Consider the following 17,090-nt stretch of genomic DNA (forward strand, 5'->3'; position numbering starts at 1 on the left):
GAACTGCACCTCAAAAGTTGGATGCGAATCCAACCTTTGGGGTGTTTTTCATGGCGGGCGCTGTTCATGCCACCGGCCGGTGCGACCGCCGGCGGGCAGGTTGGGCACGACGAGGGCCGGCAGGACCCGGCCCGCGTCGTCAGATTTCCTCGTACAGCGGCAGCGTCAGGAATTCGGTGAAGCCTTCCGACGTCGACATCTGTTCGAAGATCGCCGCCGCACGCTCATAGGGCTGCGTGTTGCCGCCGACGGAACGCTTCACGTTGTCGAGCTCGGCCTTCGCGAATTCGCGCACGAGTTCCGCCGTGACCTTGCGGCCGTCGTCGAGCACGCCCTTCGGCGAGCGGATCCACTGCCATACCTGCGAGCGGGAGATTTCGGCGGTGGCCGCGTCTTCCATCAGGTTGTGGATCGGCACGCAGCCGTTGCCGTCGAGCCACGCGCCGAGATAGTGGATGCCGACGTTGATGTTGTTGCGCAGGCCGGCTTCGGTGATCGGCGCTTCAGGCTGGAAGTCGAGCAGGTTCTTGCCTTCGATCTGCACGTCGTCGCGCTGCTTGGCGATCTGGTTCGGCTTGTCGCCGAGCACCTTGACGAATTCCTCCATCGCGATCGGCACGAGGCCCGGGTGCGCGACCCAGCCGCCGTCGTAGCCGTCGGTCGCGTCGCGCTGCTTGTCCGAGCGCACGCCGCCCATTGCCTTCTCGTTCGCTTGCGGATCGTTCTTGATCGGAATCAGCGCGCTCATCCCGCCGATTGCCGGTGCGTTGCGCTTGTGGCAGGTCTTCAGCAGCAGCAGCGCGTACGCGCGCATGAACGGCACCGTCATCGTGATCTTCGCGCGGTCGGCCAGGCAGAAGTCGCGATCGTTCTTGAACTTCTTGATCGCCGAGAAGATGTAGTCCCAGCGGCCGGCGTTCAGGCCCGAGCTGTGTTCGCGCAGCTCGTACAGGATCTCGTCCATCTCGAACGCGGCGAGGATCGTCTCGATCAGCACCGTCGCGCGGATCGTGCCGCGCGGCACGCCGACCGCTTCCTGTGCCGCGACGAAGATGTCGTTCCACAGGCGTGCCTCGAGATGGCTTTCCATCTTCGGCAGGTAGAAGTACGGGCCCGAGCCGCGCGCGATCAATTCCTTCGCGTTGTGGAACAGGAACAGCGCGAAATCGAAGATGCCGCCGGACACGCGCTGGCCGTCGACCGTCACGTGCTTCTCGTCGAGATGCCAGCCGCGCGGACGCACGATCAGCGTCGCCACCTTGTCGTTCAGCCGGTACGACTTGCCGTTCTGCTCGAGCGAGATCGTGCGGCGCACCGCGTCCTTCAGGTTGATCTGGCCGTCGATCTGGTTCGTCCAGCTCGGCGCGTTCGAGTCCTCGAAGTCCGTCATGTACGAGTCGGCGCCTGAGTTCAGCGCGTTGATGATCATCTTGCGCTCGACGGGGCCCGTGATCTCGACACGGCGGCATTGCAGGTCGGCCGGCAGCGGCGCGACCTTCCAGTCGCCTTCGCGGATCGCCTTCGTGTCGGCCAGGAAATCGGGGCGTTCGCCGGCGTCGAGGCGCTTGGTGCGTTCGACGCGGGCCTGCAGCAGCGCCTGGCGGCGCGGCTCGAACGTGCGATGCAGCGCCGCGACTAGCGCGAGCGCGTCAGGCGTCAGGATTGCTTCGTAACCCGGCTTGATTTCGCCGGTGATCGCCATGCCTTGCGGCAGCGTGATCGGGGTGCTCATGAGTCTCATCTCCTTGGTCGGTCAGTTGCGGTTTCGGTGAAGGGGGAAGGCGGCAGCGCCGCGATCGTCATGCGCCCGGGCCGGGGCGCGCGCGGTTCGCGGGTCTGCCGGACGGAGCCGGGGTGGCGAGGAAGCCGAGCAGATCGGCCATGCCGCTGCCGGTGCCGTCGGGCGGCGCGCCGAGTTCCTCGGCGGGTGCGCCCGTGCGGTTGAGCCAGAACGTCGTGTAGCCGAACCAGGCGGCCCCCGCGACGTCCCACGCGTTCGACGACACGAACACGATGTCGCGCGCGTTCGCGCCGAACGCCGCGGTGCCGAGTGCGTAGACGGCGGGGCTCGGCTTGTACTCGCGCACGGTGTCGGCCGACAGCACGCGATCGAACAGGCCGGTCATGCCGGCGCTCTTGATCGCGATGTCGAGCATCTGCGGGTTGCCGTTCGACAGGATCGCGAGGGGCGGGCGCGGCTCGAGCGCGCGCAGCTTGCGCAGCGCGGGCAGCGTGTCGGGGTAGGTGGACAGGCACGCGTATTCGTCCATCAGGCGTTTCTCGGCCGCGCTGTTCAGCGTGAGGCCAAGCACGCGCGCGGAGAAGCGCAGCGCGTCGAGCGTGATGTCGCGAAACGGGCGATAGCGGGCGCCGGCCGGATCGGCGAGCGTGCGCAACTGCGAGTATTCGATTTGCTTGCGTCGCCACAGCTGCGACAACCGCTCCCCGTGACCGGGAAACATCTGCTCCGCCGCGGCCACGACCGCATGCACGTCGAACAACGTGCCGAATGCGTCGAAGAGGATTGCGTCGGGAGAGGAGAGTGTCGTTGTGGCCGACATAGCCTTGCGCTCCAGTTTCAGAGGTCGAGTCGATTCTATTCGTGATCACATGTACTAAAAAAGACGCTAATCATCACTTGATCTTTTACTTTCATATACATAATCTTGACCGGCTTAAGCTATTTGAAGGGCGGGATGGCCGTCCTTTCCAGTCATGGACCGGTTCAAACAGATCGAAACGTTCGCCGCGGTCGCGGCGAAGGGCAGCCTGTCGGCGGCCGCGCACGCGGAAGGCGTCGCGCCGGCGATCATCGGCCGCCGCCTCGACGCGCTCGAGGAGCGGCTCGGCGTCAAGCTGCTGGTGCGTACCACCCGCAAGCTCACGCTGACCTTCGAGGGGTCGGCCTTCCTCGAGGATTGCCAGCGGATCATCAACGACATGCAGAACGCGGAGGCGAGCGTGTCCGCCGGCGGCGTGAAGGCGAGCGGCCACCTGCGCATTTCCGCGCCGGCCGGCTTCGGGCGGCGCCACGTCGCGCCGCTCGTGCCCGAATTCAGCGGCGCGCATCCGGACGTGTCGGTCACGCTCGACCTGTCCGACCGGATGGTCGACCTCGTCAACGAAGGGTTCGATTGCGCGGTACGGCTCGGCGAGCTGCCCGATTCGTCGCTGGTGTCGCTGAAGCTTGGCGAGAACCGGCGCGTGTGCGTCGCGTCCCCGGCGTATCTCGCGCGGCGCGGCACGCCGGCCACGCTCGCCGAACTCGCGCGCCACAACTGCCTCGCGCTGGCCGCGAACGCGAACCAGCAGCGCGGCTGGGCGTTCCAGGAGGGCGACAAGGTTGTGTCGATCCGCGTGAACGGTACGATGGAATGCTCGGACGGCGCGGTGCTGCACGAGTGGTGCCTCGCCGGCTACGGCCTGGCATGGCGATCGTGGTGGGAGGTCGGCGGCGACATCGCGGCCGGCCGGCTCGTCAGCGTGCTCGATGCGTTCGCGGCGCCGCCGATCGGCATCCACGCGGTGTTTCCGCAGCGGCGCCACCTGCCGCTGCGCGTGCGGCTGTTTCTCGATTACCTGAAACATACCTACGAGCGGCCCGGGTATTGGGGCGAGTAGCGCGCGGCCGCCCGCGCGTTTCCGATATGAGGGCGAACCCGCTGACGGCGCCGGCCGCCCGGTTTCGCGCACTACAATCGAAACTGGCATGCGCGACACGCCGGGGCCGGCTCGCATGGGTTCGCGGCGCGCGCGGTGCGTCTGACGCAGGAGGGCGCGATGTTCCGGCACATCCTCGTTCCAACCGACGGTTCCGAACTGTCGCAGAAGGCGATCGACGGCGCGATCGACCTGGCGCGCGCGGTCGGCGCGCAGGTCACGGCCTACGCGTGCCTGCCGCAGTATCCGTACTCGCCGTTTTCCGAAGTGATCATCGAGCCGCCCGCCGATTTCCGGGCGCGCAGCGAGCGCGAGGCGCGCGCGCACCTCGACGAGGTACAGGCGGCCGCGAAGGCGGCCGGCGTCGTCTGCGACAGCTGGACGAGCGTGCATCCGTCGCCGTATCTCGGCATCATCGAGGCGGCCGAACGCGGCGGCTGCGACGTGATCTTCATGGCGTCCCACGGACGCCGCGGGCTCGGCAGCCTGCTGATCGGCAGCGAGACGCAGCGCGTGCTGACCCATACGAAAATTCCGGTGATCGTCTATCGGTAGCGGCGACGTCGTCCGCGGCCGCGCGGGCGGCGGCACGGCAGCGCCGCTGAAAAAGGGCGCGCCGGACGAAGCCGGCGCGCGTCGTTGCAGGCGGCCGAAGGCCGCGTGCGGCGGGTCGCGCGGGTCACCGCGCGCCTGCCGTCTCCTCCCTGATTTTTGTTCGGTGCCGCTGATGCCGCGCCGTCGCGTGACGGGCGGGCATCGGCGTGACGCTTGCGCGCGTTACGCGACCTTCTTGCCGTCGAAGAACTGTTCGTCCTCGGTCGAGCCGTGCAGCGCGGTCGTCGATGCTTCGCGCTCGACCGTCTGCGTCACTGCGTCGAAGTAGCCGGTGCCGACTTCGCGCTGGTGCTTGACGGCTGTGAAGCCCTTGTCGGCCGCCGCGAACTCGGCCTGCTGCAGTTCGACGAACGCGCTCATCTGCGTGCGGGCATAGCCGTGCGCGAGGTTGAACATCGAGTAGTTCAGCGCATGGAAGCCGGCCAGCGTGATGAACTGGAACTTGTAGCCCATCGCGCCCAGTTCCTTCTGGAACTTCGCGATGGTCGCGTCGTCGAGGTTCTTCTTCCAGTTGAACGACGGCGAGCAGTTGTACGACAGCATCTTGCCCGGGAACTGCTTGTGGATCGCTTCCGCGAACTTCTTCGCGTACTCGAGATCCGGCTTGCCCGTTTCGCACCAGACGAGGTCGGCGTACGGCGCATACGCGAGGCCGCGGGAGATCGCCTGTTCGATGCCCGGCTTCGTGCGGAAGAAGCCTTCGACCGTACGCTCACCCGTCAGGAACGGCTTGTCGTTGTCGTCGATGTCGGACGTGATCAGGTCCGCTGCTTCCGCGTCGGTGCGCGCGACCAGCACGGTCGGCGTGCCCATCACGTCAGCGGCCAGACGCGCCGCCGACAGCTTCGCGACGGCCTCGCGCGTCGGCACGAGCACCTTGCCGCCCATGTGGCCGCACTTTTTCACCGACGCAAGCTGGTCCTCGAAGTGGACGCCCGAGGCGCCTGCCTCGATCATCGCCTTCATCAGTTCGAACGCGTTCAGCACGCCGCCGAAGCCGGCTTCCGCGTCCGCGACGATCGGCGCGAAGTAGTCGACGTAACCTTCGTCGCCCGGGTTCTTGCCTTCGGACCACTGGATCTGGTCGGCGCGCGTCAGCGTGTTGTTGATGCGCTTGACGACGAGCGGCACCGAGTTCGCCGGGTACAGCGACTGGTCCGGGTACATTTCGCCCGCGACGTTCGCGTCGCCGGCCACTTGCCAGCCCGACAGGTAGATCGCCTTGAGACCGGCCTTCACCTGCTGCATCGCCTGGTTGCCGGTCAGCGCGCCGAGCGCGTTGACGAACGGCTCTTCGTTCATGAGGCGCCACAGCTTCTGCGCGCCGCGCTTGGCCAGCGTGTGCTCGACGGTGATCGAGCCGCGCAGGCGAACCACGTCGTCAGCGGTGTAGCTGCGCTTGATGCCCTTCCAGCGCGGATCGGTTTCCCATTGCTGTTGCAGTTCCTGCGCCTGTTGGTGTCGCGACATGATGAGCTCCTTGATACGGTGCGTTGCCTGATGAGTCGAATCGGACGGTGAGGATGCTGTTTGCGAAGCGGAGCGGGGTGCTGCCGTTTCGCGAAGTCTTGTATAAGAGTCTAGGCAAACCGACCGACATGAAACAGGGGCTATCTCAGGAAGCTCGAAATTTTTTAATCTTTATGAATCAATTGGTTGCCAGTCACGTTTCGCAATGAGAAACGATTTTTCCCATCTCGCAATCGTAAGGTTGTGCCGCGCAGCATGACTTTTTACGACGCAAAAAAATTTTCCGCATCGTGAAATGTGGGGCGGGACGAAAAAAAACCGGCGCGGGTGCGCCGGTCTGCCGGATGGGTGGGGCCCTCCGTCGGGCGGCCGGAGCCGCCCGGGCGTGCTTACGACGCCGAGTTGCTGCGACGCGGGCCGCTGCTGCGCTGGCCGTCGCGACGCGGGCCGCCGTCACGGCTGCCGCTCGGCTTGCCGCTCCAGCCGCCGCCATTGCCGCCGCCGTAGCTGCGGCCGGCGCCGGCATGACCGCCGCCCGGCTTGCCGCCGAAACGACGACCGCCGTTACCGCCGCCCGGACGGCCGCGGCCGCCGGTGCTGCCGTTGCGCGCGGGTGCCTTGCGCGGCTCGAAGCCTTCGATCACGTTGACCGGCAGCGGCGCGCGCACGAAGCGCTCGATGCGCTTGAGCGCGCCCTGTTCGGCGTGGTGCACGAGGCTCACCGCGGTGCCCGAACGGCCGGCGCGGCCCGTACGGCCGATACGGTGCACGTAGTCTTCCGCGAACTTCGGCAGGTCGTAGTTGAACACGTGCGTAATGCCCGGGATGTCGATGCCGCGGGCCGCGACGTCGGTCGCGACCAGCACGCGCACACGACGCTCGCGCAGCGCACGGATCGTGCGGTTACGCGCGCCCTGCGGCAGGTCGCCGTGCAGCGCGGCCGATTCGAAGCCTGCGTCGGCGAGACGGCCGGCGAGCTGGTCGGCGTCGATCTTGGTCGCCGTGAAGATGATCGCCTGGTCGAGCGCGTCGTCGCGCAGCAGGTGATCAAGCAGGCGATCCTTGTGGTCGCGGTCGTCGACGTAGTGCACGGTCTGCGCGATGTTCGTGCGCGACTCGAGGCGCTGCTGGATCTCGATGCGCTCGGGGTCCTTCAGCAGGCGGCCCGTCAGCGAACCGATCTTGCCGTCGAGCGTGGCCGAGAACAGCATCGTCTGGCGCGACGCGGGCGTTGCCGCGACGATCGTCTCGATGTCATCGATGAAGCCCATGTCGAGCATGCGGTCGGCTTCGTCGAGCACGAGCATCTTCAGTTCCGACAGGTCGATACGGCCGCGTTCGAGGTGATCGAGCAGGCGGCCCGGCGTGGCAACCAGGATTTCCGGGTTCTTCGCGAGCAGCATCAGCTGTTGGCCGTAGGCGACGCCGCCGAGGATGCTGACGGTGCGCAGGCGCTTCAGGTGCTTGCCGTAGGTCGATGCGGCCGTCGTGACCTGCATCGCGAGTTCGCGGGTCGGCGTGAGCACGAGCAGGCCCGGGCGCGCGACGGGTTGCGGGCGGCGCACGCGGCGGTCGCCCTGGCTCGGTTCGCGCGGCGTGCGCGGTTGCTGCGCCAGCGTCTTCTGAAGCTGCGCGAAACGTTCGATCGCGGGCAGCATGAAGGCGGCCGTCTTGCCCGAACCGGTCGGGCTCGACACCAGCAGGTCACGGCCGGCGATGCCGGCCGGAATCGCGCGCTGTTGGACCGGCGTCGGCTTCACATAGCCGGCGGCCTCTAGCGCGGAGACGATCTCCGGCGACAGCCCGAGCGACGCGAAGCTGGGCTCGTCCGACGCCGGTTCGATCGCGGCCGGTACGGCGGCGTCGTCGAGACCGAGCGCCTGGTCGGCGATCGCGTTGAGCGGGCTGGAGTTAATGCTCGAAGTCATAACAATCCTTGAAACACAGTGGGTGAAACGTCGGCGCCAATCGCGCATACCCAAGTCGTCGGATTCAGCGAGCAAATCAGGAAACGGGGGTGCAATCCGCCGAACCTTCGGCGGATGAGGCATTAGAAGCTGTTTTGGGTGCGGCGCGCTTCAGGAGCGGGGCCGCCAGCCTGAGAGTGACGACCGCGAGGGTCGAAGCAGGAGGGGACAGGTTCTAAACCGGATTGGAGCATAACGCTACGAGGCGTCTGGCCGGAACGGCTTTCGAGCCGAGCGCGGGGGTGACGCAGGCCGCATTATAAAGAAATTTGCTGCGCTGCGCCACTGATTTGATTGCCGATTGCGGGGAGGGCGATCCGGTCAGGATGCCGTGCCGTTCTTCAGCGATTCGACGAGTTCCACATACTGTTGCTTGGCGGCGTCCTGCGACGTGCCTTTCAGCGCTTCCCATGCGTCGTACTTGTACTTGCCGACGATATCGGTGAAGCCCGGCTTGTCGCCGTGCGCGTCGCCGTCGGTCGCTTGCTTGAAGAGCGCGTACAGGCGCAGCAGCGTGAGGTTGCCCGGTCGCTCGGGCAGTTGCTTGACGTCGACCTGGGCCTGGTCGAATTGGGCGGTGAGATCGCTCATCGTGTGTCTCCGTAGGGGTTTCGAGTCGGCCGATCTTAACAAGCGCCGCGCCGCGCGGGGTCGAGCGATCCTTCCAAACCGCCGGCCGCGCGGCGCACGCATCAGGATCGGGTCCGATCGCCCGTGGGAGCGGGGCGCCGCATTACAATGTCGGCCATGACGCAAACAGTGCTCCTCGCCATCGATACGTCGACCGAATACTGCTCGGTCGCGCTGCTGCGCTCGGCTTCGGCCGATGACGCCGTTTCCACCCCGCAAACCTGGGTCCGCCACGAACCGACGGGCGCCGTGTCGAGCACGCGCGTGCTGCCGGCCATCCAGGAACTCTTCGCCGAATCGGGCCTGTCGTTCGCCGACTGCGACGCGATCGCGTTCGGCGCGGGCCCCGGCTCGTTCACCGGCCTGCGTACCGCGACCGGCATTACCCAGGGGCTCGCGTTCGGGCGTGGGCTGCCAGTCGTGCCGGTCAGCACGCTGCTCGCGTGCGCCGAGCACGCGCGGCTGCGCGCGCCCGGCACGACGCGCGTGCTGGCCGCGCTCGATGCGCGGATGGACGAAGCGTACTGGGCCGATTTCGCGTGGGACGACCAGGCGGGCGACTGGCGCACGCTGCATCCGGCGTCGCTCGACGCGCCGGGCGCCGTCGGCGTGCCCGACGTGCCGTTCACGCTCGCGGGCAACGCGGCGGCCGCGTTCGGCGCGCAGTTGCCGGCTGCCGCCGCGGCAGCGGTGATCGACGGCGACGCGCTGCCGCATGCGCTGGCGGTCGCGCATGCCGCGCTGCGCGCGTTTCGCGCCGGCCGCACGGTGCCGGCCGACCAGGCCGCGCCGGAATACGTGCGCGACAAGGTCGCGCAGACCACCGCCGAGCGCCTCGCGGCGCGCGCCGCGCAGACGGGCGGAGCGAAAGGATGACGGGTGTACTGCTGAGCGACCGCTATTTGTCGCCGATGACCGACACCGATCTCGACGAGGTCGTCGCGATCGAGCAGGTCGCGTACGAATTCCCGTGGAGCCGCGGCAACTTCGAGGATTCGCTGCGCAACGGCTATTTCGGCGTGTGCCTGCGGCACGTGACGGGCGCGCTCGTCGGCTATTGCGTGCTGATGCCGGTGATCGACGAGATGCACCTGCTGAACCTGTGCGTCGCCCCGGCCGCCCAGCACTCGGGTGCGGGCCTCGCGCTGCTGCGCGAAGCGGTGCGCATCTCGCGCGCGGAGCGGCTCGACGGCGTGCTGCTCGAGGTGCGGCCGTCGAATCTGCGCGCGATCCATCTGTACGAGCGCTTCGGCTTCGTGACGATCGGCCGGCGCAAGAACTACTATCCGGCGCGGCATCGCGGCCGGGAGGACGCGATCGTGATGCGTCTGACGCTGAACAAGGACGAAGGGGACACGCATGGCGTGGGCTGAAGCAGCGCTCGAGGAAATGGGTCTCGCGCAGATCTGGGTGCGGCGCGGGCAGCGCGCGCAAAGCGCTGAAGCGGGCGAAATGCCGGCTGCGGCATCCGGCGGAGGGGGCGACGCGTCCGCCGTTGCGGTCGCAACCGGCGCGGCCGGCGCAGCCGGGGCATCCGGCGCACCCGGCGCGGCCAAACTGCGGCCGGCGGCGCAGCCGCCGCATGACGCGCAGCCGCCTGCGCGGGCGGTCCCGCGTGACGATACGCCGCCGGTGGGCGGCGCGGCTCGCAATGTGGCACCGAGCGACGAAGCGGTTATGCGTACGGCGACGGCCGCGCGCGCCGCGCTCGATGACGGCCGCGCGTCCGCCGAGCCCGCACCGTCCGCCGCCGCGGACGACATCCCGCCGGCCACCGAAGACGATTTCGCGTGGTTCGACGCGGCGCCGCCTGGCGATCCGCTGCCGCCGGACGAAGCGCGTCCTGCCGCAACGCCGGTGGCGATGCTCGACTGGGACACGCTCGCGGCACGCGTCGCCGATTGCACGAGCTGCCGCCTGTGCGAGAAGCGCACCAATACCGTGTTCGGTGTCGGCGATCGCGAAGCGGACTGGATGCTGATCGGCGAAGCGCCGGGCGAGAACGAGGACAAGCAGGGCGAGCCGTTCGTCGGCCAAGCCGGCAAGCTGCTCGACAACATGCTGCAGTCGCTGGCGCTCAAGCGCGGCGAGAACGTCTACATCGCGAACGTGATCAAGTGCCGGCCGCCCGGCAATCGCAACCCCGAACCCGACGAGGTCGCGCGCTGCGAGCCGTACCTGCAGCGCCAGGTCGCGCTCGTGAAGCCGAAGCTGATCGTCGCGCTCGGCCGCTTCGCCGCGCAGACGCTGCTGAAGACGGACGCGAGCATCGCGTCGCTGCGCGGCCGCGTGCACACGTACGAAGGCGTGCCGGTGATCGTCACCTACCACCCGGCGTACTTGCTGCGCAGCCTGCAGGACAAGTCGAAGGCGTGGGCCGACTTGTGCCTTGCGCGCGATACGTTCCAGCAGGCGGGGGACGCCGACGCGACCGGGCCGGTCGCCCAATGACGCACGACGCGGCGTTCGCGCTCGTCGATACGCTGCGCGATGTCGCGGTCCGCGATCTGGGCTGGCTCCTCGCGAGCCCGAGCCTGCTCACCGCGGCGCCCGGCGCGCCGCTCGCGCATCCGTGGTCGGATGCGCCCGAACGGGTGGCCGTCGAAGCGTGGCTCGTCGCGCTCGACGCCGCGCCGGAGCCGCTGCACCGTGCGCTCGACGGGCTGCGGCCGGTACGGCTCGGACGCTACGCCGAATGCCTGCTCGAATATTTCCTCACGCACGGGCCGTCGCTGCGGCTCGTCGCCGCCAATCTGCCGTTGCGCAGCAACGGCAAGACGCTCGGCGAGGTCGATTTCCTCGTCGATGCGCCGAGCGGGCAGCGCCTGCACTGGGAGCTCGCCGTGAAGTGCTACCTGTGCGCGCCGGTGGCGGGCGACGCATCGCTCGCGGATTTCGTCGGTCCGAATCTCGTCGACCGCCTCGACCGCAAGCGCAGCCGGCTGCTCGAGCATCAGCTACGGTTGAGCGATCGCCACGGGTTTGCGCTGCTCGGCTACGGCGCGCCGTCCGATGCACAGATGTTCATCAAGGGCTGGCTGTTCTATCCGCACGGTGTGCCGCTGCCGCCAGTCGCCGCGGAAATCGCGGCCGATCATCCGCGCGGCTTCTGGCTGACGCACGCGCAGTGGCCGGCCTGGGCGGCCGCGCAACCCGACGGCGCGGCGTGGAACGTGCTGGCGCGGCTGGCCTGGCTCGCGCCGCGGCGGGTGGCGGCCGACGCCGCGCCCGAACCGCTGGCGAATTCGCTTGCGCTGCCATCCGTATTGACGGCGCGCCAGGCGCCCGCGCTGATCGGCGTCCATCGACAGGTCGGCGACGGTGTGTGGCGGGAGACGGCGCGCGGCTTCATCGTGCCGGACGACTGGCCGGCGCGCGCGCAGGCGTTCGCCGCGCAGGACGACTGACGCCGGGTCAGCCGGCGCTTACCACCAGCGATGGAAGTGATGGACCGGGCCGACGCCGTGGCCGACGTCGAGCTGGCCGCTCGCGGCGATCGCGCCGGTCAGGTAGACCTTCGCGTCGCGCACCGCGCTCTCGAGATCCGGTCGCTGCGGCAGCAGCGCGGCAATCGCCGACGACAGCGTGCAGCCGGTGCCGTGCGTGTTGCTGACCGGCACCCGCGTGCCGCCGAGCCGCACGGCATGCGCGGCATCGACGAGCCAGTCGGGGCTCGCGGTCGCGTCGGGTAGGTGGCCGCCTTTCATCAGCACGGCGTTCGCGCCCGTCTGCAGCAGCGCGTGGCCTTGCCGGACCATGTCGTCTTCGGTCGTCGCGGGCGTGTCGCCGAGCAGGGCGGCCGCTTCGGGCAGGTTCGGCGTGACGACGGTCGCGAGCGGCAGCAGCGCGTCGCGCAACGCGTCGACCGCGTCGGGCGCGAGCAGCGCGTGCGAACTCTTCGAAATCATCACCGTATCGAGCACGACGAAGCGCGGCACGTAGCGCCGCAGCGCGTCGGCCACCGCGTGCACGATCGCCGCGTTCGCGAGCATGCCGATCTTGACCGCGTCGATGCGGATGTCGTCGAACACCGCGTCGAGCTGCGCGGTCACGAACGCCGCATCCGGCGCGTGCACGCCGCTCACGCCGCGCGTGTTCTGAGCGGTCAGCGCGGTGATCACGCTCGCGCCGTACGCGCCGAGCGCGGAGAAGGTCTTGAGGTCGGCCTGGATGCCTGCGCCGCCGCCCGAGTCGGAGCCGGCGATCGTCAGGACGTTGGGTATCGGGTGCGTCATGATGGCAAGGCGCCGGTGCGAAGACCGGCGCCGACGGACGGAAACGGACAGTGTAGCGTCAGTGCCGCGATTCGCCGATCAGCGCGACCGAGTCGAACTGGCGCTGGTTCGCCTGGTGGCGGCGCATCACGAGCCACATCGTCAGGCAGACGAACGTGCCGAACAGCACGATCACGACTCCGACCGGCACGTCGAGCCAGACCAGCACCGCATACAGGCACAGCATCACGAGCACCGACAGGTTCTCGTTGAAGTTCTGCACCGCGATCGAGTGGCCGGCCGACAGCAGCACGTGTCCGCGATGCTGCAGCAGCGCGTTCATCGGAACCACGAAATAGCCGGACAGCGCGCCGACGCCGATCAGGAAGATGTACGCGACGATCAGATACACCGGCAGGCGCAAGTGGCCGAAATGCACGGCCCAGTGCGCGGGGAACAGGTCGCGCGTGTAGAACGCCATCAGCATGACCGCGATGCCCATCATGATGCCGACGGGCAGCACGGACAGCGACTTCTTCAACGGGATGCGCGCGGCTGCGGCAATCGCGCCGCCCGCGACGCCCACCGCGACCACCGCCTGCAGGAGCGCGCCTTCGGACAGCGACATGTTGAGCGAGACTTCGGCCCACTTCAGCACGATGAACTGCAGCGTCGCGCCCGCACCCCAGAACAGCGTCGTGACCGCGAGCGAGATCTGGCCGAGCTTGTCGCGCCAGAGCACCGTGAAACAGTCGGCGAAATCGGTGAGGAGCTTGACCGGGCCGCGCTCCTGCTTCGGGTAGCGCGCGCCGGTATCGGGGATCCGCAGGTTGAACATCGCGGCGATCACGTAGATCGCCATGATGATCGCCATCGCCGCTTCGGCGGGCGTGCTGATCCAGGCGGGCGTGTGCGCGATCACGTGCGACGCGATGTGCGGGCTGATCAGCGCGCCGCCGAGCACCGTGCCGAGAATGATCGAACTGACGGTCGTGCCTTCGATCCAGCCGTTCGCGGCGACGAGCCGGTCGGCCGGCAGCAGCTCGGTCAGGATCCCGTATTTGGCGGGCGAGTAGGCCGCGGCGCCGAACCCGACGATCCCGTACGCGATCAGCGGGTGGGCGCCGAACAGCATGATCAGGCAGCCGACCACCTTGATCGAGTTGGTGATGAACATCACGCGCCCCTTCGGACGCGAATCGGCGAACGCACCAACATAAGCCGCCAGCACCACATAGGACAACACGAAGAACAGCTTGAGCAGCGGTGTCATCCAGTTGGGGGCGTGGAGGTCTTTCAGCAGGGCGATGGCGGCGATGAGAAGCGCATTGTCGGCCAACGACGAGAAAAACTGCGCGGCCATGATGGTGTAAAAACCTTTTTTCATCTGATGCGATGCTTTCGTCGCTGCGGCAGGGCCGCGTAGGCCGCCTGGTATGCGATCGGCTTATTCCGTTCGAAATGGGTTGTGCGCACGGCTTTATAACACGAAAATACGGCAATTCGGACTAGCAAGATTCCCCGATCGTTCCGCAAATTGTCGGCTTCGGTGCTCAAAAGGCGCGGTAAGCTGATGATTCGCAAGCGTCTTTACGTAAATTTCCCATGCCGCGCCCGATCTCCGCCACCATCCATACCGCCGCTCTCGCGAACAATCTCTCCGTCGTCCGCCGCTTTGCCGGCCCGTCCAAGGTCTGGACGGTCGTCAAGGCCAACGCGTACGGCCACGGTCTCGCGCGCGTGTTTCCCGGCCTGCGCGGCACCGACGGCTTCGGCCTGCTCGACCTCGACGAGGCCGTGAAGTTGCGCGAGCTCGGGTGGGCCGGCCCGATCCTGCTGCTCGAGGGGTTCTTCCGCTCGACCGACATCGACGTGATCGACCGCTACAGCCTGACGACCACCGTCCACAACGACGAGCAGATGCGGATGCTGGAGACGGCACGGCTGTCGAAGCCCGTCAACGTGCAGCTCAAGATGAACAGCGGCATGAACCGACTCGGCTACGCGCCGGAGAAATACCGCGCCGCGTGGGAGCGCGCCCGTGCGTGCCCCGGGATCGGCCAGATCACGTTGATGACCCATTTTTCGGATGCCGACAACGAGCGCGGCGTCGCCGAGCAGCTCGCGACGTTCGAGCGCGGCGCGGAAAACATCGCCGGCGCGCGCAGCCTCGCGAATTCGGCGGCCGTGCTGTGGCATCCGGATACGCACTTCGACTGGGTGCGGCCGGGGATCATCCTGTACGGCGCATCGCCGTCGGGACTGTCGGCCGATATCGCCGACACCGGACTGAAGCCCGCGATGACGCTCGCGTCCGAGCTGATCGCGGTGCAGACGATCGCGAAGGGGCAGGCGATCGGCTATGGCTCGACGTTCTCCGCGCCGGCCCAGATGCGCATCGGCGTCGTCGCGTGCGGCTACGCGGACGGCTATCCGCGCGTCGCGCCGGAAGGCACGCCGGTGATCGTCGACGGCATCCGCACGCGGATCGTCGGCCGCGTGTCGATGGACATGATCACCGTCGACCTCACCCCGTGCCCGCAAGCCGGGGTCGGCGCGCGCGTCGAGCTGTGGGGCAACACGCTGCCGATCGACGACGTCGCGCGCCATTGCGGGACCATCGGCTATGAACTGATGTGCGCGGTCGCCGGCCGCGTGCCGGTGCGCGCGGAATAAGGGCGGCACGCGTGGCGAAACAGAAAACCGTCTATGTCTGCAGCGAGTGCGGCGGACAAACCCCGAAGTGGCAAGGGCAATGCCCGTCGTGCCAGGCCTGGAACACCCTCGTCGAATCGGTCGCCGAGTCGCCGGCCGCCCATCGCTTCCAGTCGCTCGCGAAGCGGGCGCCGGTGCAGCGGCTCGTCGACATCGAGGCGGCCGACGTGCCGCGCTTCTCCACCGGCATCGGCGAATTCGACCGTGTGCTGGGTGGCGGGCTGGTGCCGGGAGGCGTCGTGCTGATCGGCGGCGATCCGGGCATCGGCAAGTCGACGCTGCTGCTGCAGTCGCTCGCGGACATCGCGAACGAGCGGCGCGCGCTCTATATCAGCGGTGAGGAATCGGCCGCGCAGATCGCGTTGCGCGCGCAACGGCTCGCGCTGCTCGACGGCGGCGCGCCGGCGGCCGAGCTGAAGCTGCTCGCCGAGATCCAGCTCGAGAAGATCCAGGCCGCGATCGACGCGGAACGGCCGGACGTCGCCGTCATCGACTCGATCCAGACCGTCTATTCGGAAGCGCTGACGTCGGCGCCCGGCTCGGTCGCGCAGGTGCGCGAATGCGCGGCGCAGCTCACGCGCATCGCGAAGCAGTCCGGCACCGCGATCATCATGGTCGGGCACGTGACGAAGGAGGGCAACCTCGCGGGCCCGCGCGTGCTCGAGCACATCGTCGACACGGTGCTGTACTTCGAGGGCGACACCCATTCGTCGTTCCGGCTCGTGCGCGCGTTCAAGAACCGCTTCGGCGCGGTCAACGAGCTCGGCGTGTTCGCGATGACCGAGCGTGGGCTGCGCGGCGTCGCGAATCCGTCCGCGCTGTTCCTGTCGCAGCACGAGCAGGTCGTGCCGGGTTCGTGCGTGCTCGTCACGCAGGAGGGCACGCGCCCGCTGCTCGTCGAAGTCCAGGCGCTCGTCGATACGGCGCACGTGCCGAATCCGCGCCGGCTCGCGGTCGGCCTCGAGCAGAACCGGCTCGCGATGCTGCTCGCGGTGCTGCACCGGCACGCGGGCATTGCGTGTTTCGACCAGGACGTGTTCCTGAACGCGGTGGGCGGCGTGAAGATCACCGAACCGGCCGCTGACGTCGCCGTGCTGCTCGCGATCCATTCGTCGATGCGCAACAAGGCGCTGCCGAAGGGCCTGATCGTATTCGGCGAGGTGGGGCTGGCGGGCGAGATCCGGCCGTCCCCGCGTGGTCAGGAACGGCTGCGCGAAGCGGCGAAGCTCGGCTTCACGTCCGCGCTGATCCCGAAGGCGAATGCGCCGAAGCAGCCGATCGAAGGGCTGAACGTGATGGCCGTCGAGCGGATCGAGCAGGCGATCGACCGCGTGCGCGATCTCGAATGACCGCGCGTGGCCGGCACCCGCGCGGGGCGGCCGGCCACGATCTGTCGCGTAATTGGTTGTAAAGAATATGTAGGCTCCTGTAACCCGGCGGACATCGCTTTTCCCTATCCTTTGGCGGATTGTCGAACCGCAATGGAAGGGAACCTATGTTCAAACAGTATGGGGATGCGGCCAGCGGACGCCTTTACAACCTGCGCGGCTGCCGCGTATCAGAGCCCATCGTTCACCCGTGGGGCGGCGGATGCCGGATCGTCGAGTGGATCGACGAAGAAGGGCGCCTCGCACGCCGGGTCGTGTCCGAGGACGTGACGGAAGCGGAAGTCGCAGCGGCGATCCGCCAGCCGACCGAAGGGCGGCGTTACCTGATGGACGATGACGAGCAACTGCCCCGGGATACGTTGCCGCGGCGTTGAGCGGGCGGCGTACGGCCGACCCGACAACGACAGTCATACCTGCAATGAAGAGGCCGG

General features: G+C 68.0%; 16 protein-coding genes. 9 read left to right on the plus strand and 7 right to left on the minus strand.

Features of this window, described 5'->3' with window-relative positions; translation table 11 throughout:
* Positions 1–139: 139 nt before the first annotated feature.
* Both aceB and ABIC50_RS28255 read right to left on the minus strand, forming a co-directional pair.
* Positions 140–1,732 (minus strand): malate synthase A, encoded by a 1,593-nt coding sequence (gene aceB / locus ABIC50_RS28250; RefSeq protein ID WP_011657313.1) that lies wholly within the window; start codon positions 1,730–1,732, stop codon positions 140–142.
* Between the two features lie 67 nt (positions 1,733–1,799).
* Entirely contained in the window at positions 1,800–2,561 is a 762-nt protein-coding gene (locus ABIC50_RS28255) for a haloacid dehalogenase type II (protein WP_354168165.1), read from the minus strand.
* A gap of 154 nt (positions 2,562–2,715) precedes the next feature.
* On the opposite strand from ABIC50_RS28255, the gene ABIC50_RS28260 reads away from it, so the two are divergent.
* Positions 2,716–3,621 (plus strand): LysR family transcriptional regulator, encoded by a 906-nt coding sequence (locus tag ABIC50_RS28260; RefSeq protein WP_012364159.1) that lies wholly within the window; start codon positions 2,716–2,718, stop codon positions 3,619–3,621.
* 159 nt (positions 3,622–3,780) lie between these two features.
* Complete coding sequence (locus ABIC50_RS28265) at positions 3,781–4,215, plus strand: universal stress protein (RefSeq protein ID WP_006755353.1); 435 nt, start codon at positions 3,781–3,783, stop codon at positions 4,213–4,215.
* Positions 4,216–4,437: 222 nt separating this feature from the next.
* On the opposite strand, the gene aceA is transcribed toward ABIC50_RS28265, so the two are convergent.
* From aceA to ABIC50_RS28280, 3 genes are all read right to left on the minus strand, one after another.
* Positions 4,438–5,745, minus strand: coding sequence for an isocitrate lyase (gene aceA / locus ABIC50_RS28270; protein WP_354168166.1), 1,308 nt, complete (start codon positions 5,743–5,745; stop codon positions 4,438–4,440).
* A 389-nt stretch (positions 5,746–6,134) separates the two neighbouring features.
* The gene (locus ABIC50_RS28275) at positions 6,135–7,673 is read right to left on the minus strand and encodes a DEAD/DEAH box helicase (RefSeq protein WP_354168167.1); all 1,539 of its coding nucleotides are present in this window, start codon (positions 7,671–7,673) and stop codon (positions 6,135–6,137) included.
* A gap of 360 nt (positions 7,674–8,033) precedes the next feature.
* Entirely contained in the window at positions 8,034–8,303 is a 270-nt protein-coding gene (locus tag ABIC50_RS28280) for an acyl-CoA-binding protein (RefSeq protein WP_011657309.1), read from the minus strand.
* A 147-nt stretch (positions 8,304–8,450) separates the two neighbouring features.
* On the opposite strand from ABIC50_RS28280, the gene tsaB reads away from it, so the two are divergent.
* From tsaB to ABIC50_RS28300, 4 genes are read left to right on the plus strand one after another with little or no spacing between them, the layout of a single operon-like run.
* Complete coding sequence (gene tsaB, locus ABIC50_RS28285) at positions 8,451–9,218, plus strand: tRNA (adenosine(37)-N6)-threonylcarbamoyltransferase complex dimerization subunit type 1 TsaB (protein WP_105832926.1); 768 nt, start codon at positions 8,451–8,453, stop codon at positions 9,216–9,218.
* Positions 9,215–9,715, plus strand: coding sequence for a ribosomal protein S18-alanine N-acetyltransferase (gene rimI / locus ABIC50_RS28290; protein ID WP_011657307.1), 501 nt, complete (start codon positions 9,215–9,217; stop codon positions 9,713–9,715). Before tsaB ends, rimI begins: the two co-directional genes overlap by 4 nt.
* Positions 9,702–10,793 (plus strand): uracil-DNA glycosylase, encoded by a 1,092-nt coding sequence (locus tag ABIC50_RS28295; protein WP_354168169.1) that lies wholly within the window; start codon positions 9,702–9,704, stop codon positions 10,791–10,793. The genes rimI and ABIC50_RS28295 overlap by 14 nt, the downstream gene beginning before the upstream one ends.
* Positions 10,790–11,749, plus strand: a complete 960-nt coding sequence (locus ABIC50_RS28300; protein WP_354168171.1) for a DUF1853 family protein — start codon at positions 10,790–10,792, stop codon at positions 11,747–11,749. The genes ABIC50_RS28295 and ABIC50_RS28300 overlap by 4 nt, the downstream gene beginning before the upstream one ends.
* 18 nt (positions 11,750–11,767) lie before the next feature.
* Here the strand turns inward: ABIC50_RS28300 and thiD are convergent, their stop codons facing one another.
* Both thiD and lplT read right to left on the minus strand, forming a co-directional pair.
* Complete coding sequence (gene thiD, locus ABIC50_RS28305) at positions 11,768–12,577, minus strand: bifunctional hydroxymethylpyrimidine kinase/phosphomethylpyrimidine kinase (RefSeq protein WP_354168173.1); 810 nt, start codon at positions 12,575–12,577, stop codon at positions 11,768–11,770.
* Positions 12,578–12,635: 58 nt separating this feature from the next.
* Positions 12,636–13,943, minus strand: a complete 1,308-nt coding sequence (gene lplT, locus ABIC50_RS28310; protein ID WP_011657303.1) for a lysophospholipid transporter LplT — start codon at positions 13,941–13,943, stop codon at positions 12,636–12,638.
* A gap of 218 nt (positions 13,944–14,161) precedes the next feature.
* On the opposite strand from lplT, the gene alr reads away from it, so the two are divergent.
* From alr to ABIC50_RS28325, 3 genes are all read left to right on the plus strand, one after another.
* Positions 14,162–15,232, plus strand: coding sequence for an alanine racemase (alr, locus tag ABIC50_RS28315; RefSeq protein ID WP_011657302.1), 1,071 nt, complete (start codon positions 14,162–14,164; stop codon positions 15,230–15,232).
* A gap of 11 nt (positions 15,233–15,243) precedes the next feature.
* Positions 15,244–16,620, plus strand: a complete 1,377-nt coding sequence (gene radA, locus ABIC50_RS28320; protein ID WP_011657301.1) for a DNA repair protein RadA — start codon at positions 15,244–15,246, stop codon at positions 16,618–16,620.
* A gap of 146 nt (positions 16,621–16,766) precedes the next feature.
* Positions 16,767–17,033, plus strand: a complete 267-nt coding sequence (locus tag ABIC50_RS28325) for a DUF2866 domain-containing protein (protein WP_011657300.1) — start codon at positions 16,767–16,769, stop codon at positions 17,031–17,033.
* The last annotated feature ends 57 nt before the right edge of the window (positions 17,034–17,090 follow it).

The sequence above is a fragment of the Burkholderia sp. 567 genome (genome assembly GCF_040545115.1).
In the GTDB taxonomy this organism is placed as follows: domain Bacteria; phylum Pseudomonadota; class Gammaproteobacteria; order Burkholderiales; family Burkholderiaceae; genus Burkholderia; species Burkholderia ambifaria.